Below are 12272 nucleotides of genomic sequence, written 5' to 3' on the forward strand. Positions count from 1 at the left end.
AGATAGACGTAACAGGCGTGTTGCGGAATGGATTTCTGCGCCGACTTCCGGTTAGGCTCTGCACACGGCCAAGCAAGCCACAACGGACACACCCGAGCTTGAGGATGGTGAACGTGACCGACGGCGACGCTGTCACGCTGGACGACCTGGACCGCCAGATCGTGGCCGCGCTGCAGATCCACGGCCGGGCCACCTGGCAGCAGATCGCCCGCGCCGTCGGCACCTCCGACACGACCGTCGCCCGCCGGGCGCAGCGGATGTTCAACTCCGGCATCGTGCGCGTCGTCGCTTCCACCGACCCGTTGCGCTGCGGCTATGGATACCCGGTGATGATGCAGGTCAAGTGCCGCGTCGGGCAGAGCCCGCGAGTGGCCGCCGAGTTGGCGCGCCGACCCGACGTGCGGTTCATCGCGCTGGTCACGGGATCGTTCGACATCGTGCTCGAGCTGATCGTCTCCTCCCAGCGGGAACTGGCCCGCATACTCTTCCACGGCATCGAGGCGGTCGACGGGATCACGTCGACCGTGACGGAGAACGTCATCGCCCACTACAAGGTGGCGCACGTGTGGTCCCACGGCACACTCGACGACGACGCGACCCGCCTGCTGGCGGAGGCCCGTGGCGCGATCGAGGAGACGGAGCCCACGCCCCTCGACGAACGTGACCAGGCACTGGTGGAGTTGCTCGCCGACGATGCCCGGCTGAGCTTCGCCGCGCTCGCCGGTGAACTCGGCATCAGCGAGTCGATGGCGAAACGCCGGGTCACCGCCCTGGTCCGGGACGGGCGGATGCGGTTCAGCACGATCGTCAACCCCGAGCTGCTCGGCTACGGCGTCGAGGTCATCTGCTGGCTCGGCATGGATCTGCGCTACCTGGACGACGCCGCACGCCAGCTGGCGGCCCGTCCTGAGGTGCGGTACGTGGCGGGTACGGCGGGATACTCCGACCTCAGCTGCGAAGTGGTCCTGCGCGACCAAGCCGACCTGCACCGATTCTCCACCGCGGTGCTGGCGCACCTGCCCGGGCTACGCACGACGGAGATCGGCCTGGAGCTGGCCACGCTCAAGCGCGCTTACACACTCGTCGACACACCGTTCGGCACCGGCCCAGATGGGGAGGCACCGGCATGACAGCGGACGTGCCCGCACTTGCCCTGCACGATCTCAACGTGACCTTCCGGCTCGGCCGGGACAGTGTGCACGCGGCACGGGACGTCACGTTCTCCGTGCAGCCCGGCGAGATCCTCGCGCTGGTGGGAGAATCCGGATCCGGCAAGAGTGTCAGCGCCACCGCGGTCCTCGATCTGCTGCCACGCACGGCGGAACGCACCGGGCGAATCGAGGTAGGCGGCAACGACGTGACCCGGCTCGACCGTGCCGGGCTCCGCCGGCTACGCGGCAAGGACGTCGCGATGGTCTTCCAGGAGCCGATGACCGCGCTGAACCCGGTGCTGACCGTCGGCTCCCAGATCGTCGAGGCGCTCCGGCTGCACACCTCGCTGTCCAAGGCCGCGGCCAAGGCACGTGCCATCGAACTGCTCGACCTGGTGGGCCTGCCCGATCCAGCCGCACGTTTCCGGTCGTATCCGCATCAGCTCTCCGGCGGACAGCGGCAACGGGCCGTCATCGCGATGGCGATCTCCTGCGACCCCGCCGTGCTCATCGCCGACGAGCCGACCACCGCGCTCGACGTCACGGTGCAGGCCGAGATCCTGGAACTGCTACGCGACCTGCGCCGGCGGCTGTCCTCCGCGATCGTGCTGATCACCCACGACATGGGCGTCGTCGCCGACATCGCCGACCGCGTCGTGGTCATGCGACGCGGGGAGATCGTGGAACAGGCGCCGGTGGACGAGATCTTCGCCCGGCCGCGCCACCCGTACACCCGCGAACTGCTCGCCGCGGTGCCGCATCTGGGCCGGCGCCCGGAGACGGGCAGGCTGCTGGAGCAGCCACCGGACACCAGGCAGCCCGCGGACGCCGGCGCCGCCGCCACCACCACCGACGCCACCACTTCCATCACGGCCCCGGGCACGGCGTCCGCCCACGCGCTCGAGCTCCGCGACGTCGTGGTCGAGTACCCGGGCCGGATCGGTCGCCCGGCATTCCGCGCCGTCGACGGCGTGACCCTGAACATTCCGCGCGGCCAGATCGTCGGACTGGTCGGCGAGTCCGGCTCCGGGAAATCGACTCTGGGCCGATGCGTGGTGGGGCTGCTGCGTGCGGCGTCGGGGCAGGTCGTCGTCGACGGCGAGGATATCTCGCAGGCGAGTCGCCGGCGGTTGCGGCGGGTACGGGCCCGCATCGGCATGGTCTTTCAGGATCCGGCGTCGTCGTTGAACCCGCGCTACCCGATCGGCGACAGTATCGCCGAGCCCTTCCGTCTCCAGGCCGAGCCGTCGAGGCCGTCCCGTGCCGAGATCCAGCGTCGCGTCACGGCGCTGCTGGAGAGCGTCGAGCTACCCGCGGCCTGGCGGCATCGGTTCCCGCACGAGCTCTCCGGAGGTCAGAGGCAGCGGGTCGGCATCGCCCGCGCCATCGCCCTGAACCCGGCGTTGCTCGTCGCCGACGAACCCACCAGCGCCCTGGACGTGTCCGTGCAGGCGCGGGTGCTCGACCTGTTCCTCGACCTGCAGGCCCGGCTCGGCTTCTCCTGCCTGTTCATCAGCCATGATCTCGCCGTGGTGGAGCTGCTGGCGAACCGGATCGCCGTCATGCATCGAGGCACGCTGGTCGAGCAGGGCAGCCGCGACGAGGTTCTCTACCACCCCCGCGAGGAGTACACCCAGCGATTGCTCGCGGCGGCGCCGGTCCCGGACCCGCTCGAGCAACGGCGGAGGCGCGCGGCTGCCGGCAGCTGAGGCGGACGACGGACGGGGATCCGGTCAGTGCCGGACGACCGTCGTCGCTAGGGCAGAAACAGCCTTCCGCCGTAGTCCGAGCTCCACTGAGCTCGACGCCACGCCACGAGACTCCCTAAAGGCGACGGGCGACGTCGACGGCCCAGTACGTCAAGATCGTGTCCGCCCCGGCGCGACGGATGGAGAGCAGCGACTCCTCGACCGCGCGGTCCCGGTCGATCCAACCGTTCGCGGCCGCCGCCTCGATCATCGCGTACTCGCCGGAGACCTGGTAGGCGGCGACGGGGACGTCGACCAGCTCCCGGACTCGCGTGACGATGTCCAGGTAGGACAGGGCCGGCTTCACCATCACCATGTCGGCGCCCTCGTCCACGTCCAGCCGCACCTCGCGCAGCGCCTCCACGGCGTTCGCGGGATCCTGCTGATAGGTGCGGCGGTCGCCGGTGAGCGACGACTCGACGGCGTCCCGGAACGGCCCGTAGAACGCGGACGCGTACTTCACCGCGTAGGCGAGGATGGAGACGCCGGTGTGTCCGGCCTCGTCCAGCGCATCGCGGACGGCGCCGACCTGGCCGTCCATCATGCCGCTCGGCCCGACGACGTGCGCGCCCGCCTCCGCCTGCGCCACCGCCATCCGCTGGTAAGCCTGCAGTGTGGCATCGTTGTCCACCGCGCCGTCGGGCGTCAGCACCCCGCAGTGGCCGTGGTCGGTGAACTCATCCAGGCAGAGATCCGCCATCACCACGGTGGCGTCGCCGACCTCATGCACAACATCACGGATAGCGACGTTCAACGCCCCGTCCGGCGCGTAGCCACCAGACCCGTCGGCGTCCTTGTGTTCCGGGACGGCGAAGAGCATCAGGCCGCCGACGCCCGCCTCGACGGCTTCCACCGCGGCCTTCCGCAGACTCTCCGTCGTGTGCTGGACCACACCGGGCATCGACGACACCGGTCGCGGTTCAGTGGCACCCTCCCGGACGAACATCGGAAGCACCAGGTGCTGCGGCTCCAGCACGGTCTCGCGGACCAGCCGGCGCAGCGCCGGCGTGCTCCGCAGCCGCCGGGGCCGTTCACGCGGATACGGCATCGCCGTTCTCCTCAGCTTGTGGCTGTCATCAATGCGTACGTCCCGCACAGCGAGCCCATGGGGCGCAAGCTTGCCGGACGTCGCATGGGATTACTGGGCGCTCTTGCGCCGCGACGCGGACCGGCGCCGCTGGGACGGCCGGAGCAACGGCTCACCCGCCTCGAGCAGCGACGCCCGGCGGCTGGCACCGAAGTCGGCGACCGCTTCGGCGAGCAACTCCACCGACGGCTCCGGCGCCATCACGTCGACCCGCAGCCCGTGCTCCTCCGCGGTCTTCGCGGTAGCCGGGCCGATACAGGCGATCACGGTGTTGGCGTGCGGCTTGCCCGCGATGCCGACCAGGTTCCGCACCGTGGACGACGAGGTGAACAACACCGCATCGAACTTGCCGGTCTTGATCGCCTCGCGCGTCGCCGCCGGCGGCGGCGCCGCCCGCACCGTCCGGTACGCGGTGACGTCGTCGACCTCCCAGCCCATCTCCGACAGACCGGCGGCAAGCGTCTCGGTGGCGATGTCCGCACGCGGCAGGAACACCCGGTTGATCGGGTCCAGCACCTCGTCGTACGGCGGCCAATCCGCGAGCAGCCCCATCGCGGACTGCTCACCGGACGGCACCAGATCCGGCTCGACACCCCAGGCACGCAGCGCCTCGGCGGTCTTCTCGCCCACCGCGGCGACCTTCAGCCCGGACAGCGCCCGGGCGTCCAGACCGTAGCCGACCAGCTTCTCCTTCACCGCACGCAGCGCGTTGAAGGAGGTGAAGGCGATCCACTCGTAGCGGCCCTCGACCATGCCCCGGACGGCCTTGTCGATCTGCTGCGGGTTCCGTGGCGGTTCGACCGAGATGGTCGGGACCTCCTCCGGAACCGCACCCGACTTGCGCAGCGCGGCGGTGAGCGAACCGGCCTGCTCCTTGGTCCGCGGAACCAGCACCCGCCATCCGAACAGCGGCTTGGTCTCGAACCAGGACAGCGAGTCGCGGTACTCGACCGCGTCGCCGACGACCAGTACGTACGGGCCTTCGGTCTTCGCGGCCTTCACCGCGCCCACCACGTCCGCCAGCGTCGAGACCAGCGTCTGCTGCTCGACCGTGCTGCCTCGGGTGACGACCGCTATCGGGGTGCTCGGCACGCGACCCGCGTCGACGAGGCCTTGGGCGACATCTGCCAGCTGCTCGGTGATACCCGTGAACACCAGTGTGTCCGCCGTACACGAGTGCAGGTCGATCTTGCCGCCGACGTCGATCAGCTGGGCGCTGCGCCGGCGACCGGACACCAGCGGGATCCCGGCGTGGGTCGGAACCGCCGTGCTGGTGGCGACGCCGGCCACGACCTCGAACGGGATGCCGCCCTTGACGCAGGAGAGCACCTCATCGCTGCCGGTCGGGTGGCTGAAGGGGTCGCCCTCGAGCAGCCGTACGACGCGCCGGCCGTTCTTCGCCGCCTGCGCCACACGCCGACCGCGCGCACTCGCGGTGAGCGCGACGCCGGCGTCGTCGACGCTGACGTCCACCACCTCGACGAGCTCCGGCGCATGCTCCAGTATCTGGTGCGGCACGGTCTCGTCGATGACGACGACGTCCGCACCGTTGAGTGCCTCTACGGCTCGGAGTGTAAGAAGCCCGGGGTCGCCGGGTCCGGCGCCGACAAATGCGACGCCTCCAGAATCGTTGCGCTGACGCGCGTTGCGCGGAGTGGTCACGAGACGTTCTCCTCCTTCGGCGCCGGTGGCTCGACGCCGACAACGGCCCCGGCCCCGTCGTCGAGGAGCTCGTGGGCGAGCTGTCGCCCGAGCTCCTCAGCTTTCTCGACCGGACCGGTGACGGACTTGCGGATATTCACGGCGCCGTCACCGGAGATGACAGCGCCCCTGACGTACAGTTCCAGCTGGACGGTCGCGCCCGTCGACGCGTCGTCCGGTGCGTAATCCCCCTCTGCGGCTACAGCGTACGCACCGACAGGGGCGCTGCAACCGGAATCGAGGACGGCCAGCAACGTCCGCTCGGCCAGAACCGCGGCCCGCGTCGTCGGGTCGTCCACAACAGCCAGCATGTTCACCAGTTCGGCGGCATCGGAGCGGCACTCGACCGCCAGCGCACCCTGCCCAGGGGCGGGCAACATCTGAAGAGGATCAAGCACCTCGGTCACCGAGTCCAGCCGCCCGAGCCGGGCCAGACCCGCGTGCGCGAGCACCACGCCGTCCAACTCGCCGTCGGCGACCTTGGACAACCGGGTATCGACATTGCCGCGGATCGGCACGACCTCCAGGTCGAGCCCGAGCGCGCGTAGTTGTGCCGAACGTCGCGGCGATCCGGTGCCCACGGTCGAGCCCGGGGGCAGTTCGCCCAGCGTCAAGCCGTCCCGGGCGCAGAGCGCATCTCTCGGGTCCGCGCGCGTCGGCACCGCCGCCAGGGTCAGGCCCTCCGCGTCCGCAGTGGGCAGATCCTTCAGCGAATGCACGGCGACGTCGACCCGGCCGTCGAGCAACGCCTCCCGGAGTGCGTTGACGAACACACCCGTGCCGCCGATGCCGGCGAGCGGCTCGTTCGACACGTCGCCGTACGTGGTGATCTCGACCAGGCGCACCTCGCGGCCGGTCGCCGCGGTCAGTGCGTCCGCGACCCCCTGGGATTGCGCCAACGCCAGCTTGCTGCCCCGGGTACCGAGCCGAAGCGGGTCGCTCATTCCTGATCACCACGCTTCCGGTCCGGTTTGGCCACTGCTTCGATCGCGCGATGATCCAGCGCGAACAGCTCACGAAGAGCCGTCTCGTACGATGCGCCGTCGGGCTGTGCGGCGAGTTCCTTCACTCGCACCGTCGGCGAGTGCAACAACTTGTCCACCACACGCCGCACCGTGGCGGAGACCTCGGCCCGGGTCCGCTCGTCGAGATCCGGCAGCCGCCCCTCCATCCGGGAGAGCTCTGCCTCGACCACGTCGTCGGCCATCGTCCGCAGCGCGACGACCGTGGGAGCGACCCGCTCCGAGCGTCGCGCTGTCGCGTACGCGGAAACCTCGTCGACGACGATGGCCCGCACGTCTTCCACATGGTCGGCTACCACGCCGCCGTCGGCGTCCTGCGCCTCGGCCAACGTGGAGAGATCGGCGAGCACCACGCCGGGCAGCTCCACGACGGAGGCGTCCACGTCATGCGGCAGTGCCAGGTCGAGGATCCCGAGCGGTCGCCCGTCGCGTCGCGTGACCGCCTCCTCCACCAGGTCATAGGGGATCACCACGCCCGTGGCTCCGGTGCACGAGATCAGCACGTCGACCTGATCGAGTTCCGCCGGGACACGACTCATCGGCACCGCGCGTCCGTTCACCGACGAGGCCAGCCGCTCGGCGTGTTCCGGTGTCCGGTTCGCCACCACGACTTCCACGCCGGCGTCCGCCAGGGTGGAAGCCGCCAGTGCGGACATGGAACCGGCGCCGACGACCAGCGCGCGGCTGCCGCTGACCAGATCCCGCCAGGAGCGCCCGTCCACCTGCCCGATCGCCCACCCGTCCGGCGCGATCGCCGGGGCCAGGGTGGCCATCCCGACCGTGACGAGCGACCGGCCGGCCGTATCAATGTCGGTCTCGGCGTGCGCGCGCTTGCCGACCCGCAGAGCACTCTGAAAGAGTTCGCTGAGCACCCGGCCCGTCGCGCCCGAGGTCTGCGCCAGCCGGAACGCCTCCCGGACCTGACCCAGAATCTGCGTCTCCCCGACCACCATCGAGTCCAGGCCGCTGACCACGTGGAACAGGTGCGAAACCGCACGCTCGTCGTAGTGGACGTACAGATAGGGCGTCAGCAGCTCCAGTGGCACGCCGGTGTGCGACGACAGCATCGCCCCGGCCTCTTCGACCGCTCCATGGAAGGTGGCGACGTCCGCGTACAGCTCCAGCCGGTTGCACGTGGCGACCACGACAGCCTCACAGATGTGACTCGCCGTGTGCACCTCGTCGAGGATCTTCGCCGCCGCGTCGCTGCCCAGCGCCACGTCCTCCAGCGCCTCCACCGGGGCGCTACGGTGCGACAGCCCCATCACCAGAACACTCATCCACGAACCGCCTTCGCCAGTTCGACCGCCTGCTCGGCCGTGAGGGCCAGTGCCGCGCCGTTCTTGCGCTGTTCGTGGTAGGCCAAGATCTGCAGCTCCGTCGACAGATCGACCTTCCGGAGCTCGACCCCCTCAGGCACCTGGACCACGGCCGGAGCGAAGTTCAGGATACTGGTGATACCCGCCGCGACGACACGATCGCAGACCGCCTGCGCGGCATGCGCCGGAGTGGCCACCACGGCGATCGAGATGTTCAATGTCTCGATCACGTCTTCCAGTTCATCCGAGTGCCGGACCTTCAGGCCGGCGACTTCCTCGCCGGAGCGGCGCTCATCCGCGTCGACCAGCGCGGCGATGCGAAACCCGCGGGACGCGAAGCCACCGTAGTTGGCGAGGGCATGGCCGAGATTACCGATGCCGATGATCACCACGGCCCAGTCCTGTGTCAGACCGATCTCGCGGGTGATCTGGTGCCGGAGGAACTCGACCTCGTAACCGACACCCCGGGTCCCGTACGAACCGAGGTACGACAGATCCTTGCGCAGTTTCGCCGAGTTGACCCCCGCTGTCTCGGCGAGTTCGTCGGATGAGACCGTCGCCACACCGCGATCGGACAGCGAGGTCAAGGCGCGCAGGTACAGCGGAAGCCGAGCTACCGTCGCCTCAGGCACACCACGAGGCGACGGCGCCGGCGCGAGCTGCGCCAACGGTCGAGTAGGTCGGGCCACGATACTCCCCGGTCGGCCGGTCCGGAATCGTCATCCCCGGGGGTGGGGTAGCACCCGGATCCGGCGGAACGTACTATGACCCCCACCCTAGGGCACTTGTGAAGCCATGCACAAAGTTGCGATCTTGGCTGACGTGGTCTATGAGGGGCCCGGCCCGCGAGGTGAGCCGGGAAATCCGTCCTCCCCGCCCGCGGCGAGGTCGTCGCCTAGCGGCTCCTTCCACGCCGATGCCCGTCCAAGCCCTGGAGGACGGATTTCCCGGCTCACCTCGCTCTCCACCCTACGGAAGGGGAGACAACGACGCGGTGGTCACCCGCGGCGGAAGAGGGATCGTTTGGGGGAGAGAGCTTTGCGGAGGCGGGCCTCGTCGACGCGCCAGAAGTCGTGCGTCTCGCCGTCGACGAACGTGACCGGGATCTCGTCGCCGTAGCGACGCTCCAGCTCGGGGTCGCCGGCGATGCTCTGCTCCTCCCATTCCACACCGAGGTCGCGGCAGACGCGCTCGATCACGGCGCGGGCGTCGTCGCAGAGGTGACAGCCTGGGCGGGTCAGGATCCTCACTCTGGCCATCCGTGCCATCTCCCTGTTCACCTTGGCGTCTGCGGTTTCCGTCCGCTCGATTCTCCGGCAAGCGTGGTCCGTCGGCCGAGTAAGACCGTGGATCGCGTCGTTTCGGGTTCCACGCTACCGGGCGGACGGACGCCGCTACGCTGGAGGCCATGCGCCTGAGGCGGAGTCCGGACCGGTATGACCGAGTCGGTGTGGCCGCAGCGGAGACCGCTGAGGTCACAGCAGGTGTCTATCTCCCGCCGGACTCGCGGGCAGCGGCATTCTTCGACCTGGACAACACGTTGCTGCGCGGTGCGTCGCTGTTCTACCTGGCGCGCGGACTGTATGAGCGGGAGTTCTTCCGGACCAGCGACATCGTCCGGTTCGGGTATCAGCAAACGCGGTTCCTCTTCGGGGCGGAGGATCCGGAGCATATGGATGAGGCACGGAACGCGGCGCTGATGTTCATCGCAGGCCGATCCGTGGCCGAACTCAGCGACATCGGCGAGGAGATCTTCGACGAGCGGATGGCCGGCAAGATCTGGCCGGGCACCCAGGCGATCGCGCGGATGCACATCGATCAGGGGCAACGTGTGTGGTTGGTCACGGCGGCGCCGGCCGAGATCGCCACCATCATCGCGCAGAAACTCGGCCTGACCGGCGCCCTGGGCACGGTCGCCGAGCATCTCGACGGGTACTACACGGGGAGGCTGGTGGGAGATCTGCTGCACGGGGAGGCGAAGGCGGCGGCGGTACGCTCGCTGGCCGCCAGAGAAGGGCTCGATCTGGGCCGGTGCTCCGCCTACAGCGACTCGGCGAATGACATTCCGCTGTTGTCCCTGGTCGGCCACCCGTGCGCGGTGAACCCCGATCGGCGACTACGGGCACACGCACGCAGACACGGCTGGCGGGTCCGTGACTATCGGGGGCGGCGGCGGAACACCACACTGGGCGTCGCCGCCGTCGCCGGCGCGGCCGTGGGCAGTGTCGTCGGTGTCAGCGTCGCCCGCCGCCGATGACCCACACGACGACGTGATCCGCTCGACGCGTCAGAAGAACGGGTTGCCGCGTCCGTCGAGGAGCCTGTTCAGCGTCTGCTGGATGGTGTCGCGGACCTGGTCCGTGAGTTCGAAGATCACCATGGGGTCGTCGGCCGCGCCGTCCGGGTATTCATCGGTGGGAATCGGCTCGCCGAACTCGATCGTCCATTTCGACGGCAACGGCACCAGGCCCAATGGGCCCAGCCATGGGAAGGTGGGGGTGATCGGGAGATAAGGCAGCCGGAGCAGCCGAGCGAGGAAGTCCGCGCTGGCGATCATCGGATAGATCTCCTCGGCGCCGACGATGGAGCACGGCACGATCGGAGCACGGGAGCGCAGCGCCGCGGCGACGAACCCTCCGCGTCCGAACCGCTGCAGCCGGTAACGCTCCGAGTAGGGCTTCCCCACGCCCTTGAAACCCTCCGGCCAGACGCCGACCAACTCCCCGCTGGACAGCAGCTTCTCCACGTCTTCGTTGCAGGCCAGAGTCGAGCCGCTCTTGCGGGCCAGATCGGAGATCACCGGTAGCTGGAAGACCAGCGTGGCGCCGAGGGCACGCAGATGACGGTGCGCTGGATGCTCATCGTGCACGGCCAGCTGCGTCATCAGCGAGTCCACCGGCACCGTGCCCGAATGGTTGGCGACCACCAGCGCGGCGTCGTCGGCCGGCACGTTCTCGATACCGCGCACGTCCACCCGGAACCAGTTCCGATACAGCGGGCGCAGCGCCGGCAGCAGGACGTTCTCGGTGAGTTCCTCGTCGAAGCCGAACGGGTCGACGGTGAACTCCCCGGTCAGGCGGCGGCGGGCGAAGTCCAGCACGCTCTCCGCCCGCCGGGCCATGTCACCGCCGAAGAAGTCGAACATGCTCGTCATCTCGTCACACCGCCTCGCTCGTCACCGGACGCACGATCAGGCAGACCGTTCAGGCCGAGTACGGAACGCAGCAGTTGATCCGCGGCCGCCACGCGTTCCCGGTCGAGGAACCCGCCGCGGGCGCGCGCCTCGACGAACGCGTCGAACGCATCGACCGTGCTGAACCGCGGGACGAACCCCAGGTGCTCACGCATGCGGGTGGTGTCGACACCCCGGCCGTAGGTGAGAAACCGGGTCTGTACGGAATCCATATCGGCGATGCCGGCCTGCCGCAACATCCCCCGCACCACCGGCGAACCGAGGGTGGGCAAGGGCAGCGGAACCCGGCCGGCCCGGGCGAGCGCCTGGCTGAGCACCAGGAATCCGTCGCCTGCCACGTTGAAGATGCCCGGCCGCGACTCGATCGTGGCCAACCGGAGCGAGTCCAGGCAGTCTTCCTCGTGGATGAGCTGGAAGCGCGGATCGTGGCCGAAGACCACGGGCACCACCGGAAGCACGAAATACTCGGAGAGGACGGTGCGTATCGCCGGTCCCAGCACGTTGACGAACCGCAGGATGGTCACGTCCACGTCCGGCCGTCGCCGGGTGAAGCCGCGCACGTACGCCTCGACCTCGCTGGCGTCCTTCTCATACCCCCGGCGCACGGCAGCGTTCTGCACCATGTCCTCTGCGGCCAGCGCGGGCGCACTCGGCGACGCGCCATAGACCGCGGTGGAGGACTTCACCACCAGCTTCCGCACCGTCTCCGACCGCTGGCACGCCGCGAGCAGCTGCATCGTGCCGATGACGTTGATCTCTTTCTGCGGCACGCGGCCACCGGCGTCGGCGCGGGTGGCGAGGATGTTCATATGCACGACGACGTCGGGCCGGGAACGCGCGATGGCACTGTTGATCGCCGACGTGGTGATGTCCGCCTCGACGAAGTCGACCGGGCCGAGATCGGCGGACGGCGGCACCACGTCGACACCGATGACGTGGTCCACCTTGGGATCCTCGGCAAGCAGGCGAGCCAGTCGCGCCCCGAGGTAGCGGGCGACACCGACGACCATCACTCTGGACACCCAGGCTCACCTCCCTGGGAATCTTTCGA

Annotated in this window: 11 protein-coding genes; 3 read left to right on the forward strand and 8 right to left on the reverse strand. The window is 69.3% G+C overall.

Annotated features, from left to right (window positions below):
- The first annotated feature begins 113 nt into the window (after positions 1 to 113).
- Both G1H10_RS09150 and G1H10_RS09155 read left to right on the forward strand, forming a co-directional pair.
- Positions 114 to 1130 carry an Lrp/AsnC family transcriptional regulator gene (locus tag G1H10_RS09150; RefSeq protein ID WP_163735876.1) on the forward strand — a complete coding sequence of 339 codons (1017 nt, stop codon included), beginning with the start codon at positions 114 to 116 and terminating at the stop codon, positions 1128 to 1130.
- A complete protein-coding gene (locus G1H10_RS09155; protein WP_163735879.1) occupies positions 1127 to 2860 on the forward strand; it encodes a dipeptide ABC transporter ATP-binding protein in 1734 nt (577 codons plus the stop codon). The genes G1H10_RS09150 and G1H10_RS09155 overlap by 4 nt, the downstream gene beginning before the upstream one ends.
- A 115-nt stretch (positions 2861 to 2975) precedes the next feature.
- Here G1H10_RS09155 and hemB read toward each other — a convergent pair whose 3' ends face one another.
- From hemB to G1H10_RS09185, 6 genes are all read right to left on the reverse strand, one after another.
- Complete coding sequence (gene hemB, locus G1H10_RS09160) at positions 2976 to 3947, reverse strand: porphobilinogen synthase (protein ID WP_163735881.1); 972 nt, start codon at positions 3945 to 3947, stop codon at positions 2976 to 2978.
- Between the two features lie 90 nt (positions 3948 to 4037).
- A complete protein-coding gene (locus tag G1H10_RS34475) occupies positions 4038 to 5648 on the reverse strand; it encodes a bifunctional uroporphyrinogen-III C-methyltransferase/uroporphyrinogen-III synthase (RefSeq protein WP_163735884.1) in 1611 nt (536 codons plus the stop codon).
- Complete coding sequence (gene hemC / locus G1H10_RS09170) at positions 5645 to 6631, reverse strand: hydroxymethylbilane synthase (protein WP_163735887.1); 987 nt, start codon at positions 6629 to 6631, stop codon at positions 5645 to 5647. Before hemC ends, G1H10_RS34475 begins: the two co-directional genes overlap by 4 nt.
- Complete coding sequence (locus tag G1H10_RS09175) at positions 6628 to 7989, reverse strand: glutamyl-tRNA reductase (RefSeq protein ID WP_163735889.1); 1362 nt, start codon at positions 7987 to 7989, stop codon at positions 6628 to 6630. The genes hemC and G1H10_RS09175 overlap by 4 nt, the downstream gene beginning before the upstream one ends.
- A complete protein-coding gene (locus G1H10_RS09180; protein WP_163736263.1) occupies positions 7986 to 8696 on the reverse strand; it encodes a redox-sensing transcriptional repressor Rex in 711 nt (236 codons plus the stop codon). The genes G1H10_RS09175 and G1H10_RS09180 overlap by 4 nt, the downstream gene beginning before the upstream one ends.
- A 330-nt stretch (positions 8697 to 9026) precedes the next feature.
- Positions 9027 to 9287, reverse strand: a complete 261-nt coding sequence (locus G1H10_RS09185) for a glutaredoxin family protein (RefSeq protein WP_163735891.1) — start codon at positions 9285 to 9287, stop codon at positions 9027 to 9029.
- A 149-nt stretch (positions 9288 to 9436) separates the two neighbouring features.
- On the opposite strand from G1H10_RS09185, the gene G1H10_RS09190 reads away from it, so the two are divergent.
- Positions 9437 to 10285, forward strand: a complete 849-nt coding sequence (locus G1H10_RS09190; RefSeq protein ID WP_163735895.1) for an HAD family hydrolase — start codon at positions 9437 to 9439, stop codon at positions 10283 to 10285.
- 30 nt (positions 10286 to 10315) lie between these two features.
- Here G1H10_RS09190 and G1H10_RS09195 read toward each other — a convergent pair whose 3' ends face one another.
- Both G1H10_RS09195 and G1H10_RS09200 read right to left on the reverse strand, forming a co-directional pair.
- A complete protein-coding gene (locus tag G1H10_RS09195; protein ID WP_163735898.1) occupies positions 10316 to 11182 on the reverse strand; it encodes a lysophospholipid acyltransferase family protein in 867 nt (288 codons plus the stop codon).
- A complete protein-coding gene (locus G1H10_RS09200) occupies positions 11179 to 12243 on the reverse strand; it encodes an NAD-dependent epimerase/dehydratase family protein (protein ID WP_216853060.1) in 1065 nt (354 codons plus the stop codon). The genes G1H10_RS09195 and G1H10_RS09200 overlap by 4 nt, the downstream gene beginning before the upstream one ends.
- Positions 12244 to 12272 lie beyond the last annotated feature (29 nt).

Origin of the sequence: Phytoactinopolyspora halotolerans, from assembly GCF_010550675.1 — a bacterium.
Taxonomy (GTDB): domain Bacteria; phylum Actinomycetota; class Actinomycetes; order Jiangellales; family Jiangellaceae; genus Phytoactinopolyspora; species Phytoactinopolyspora halotolerans.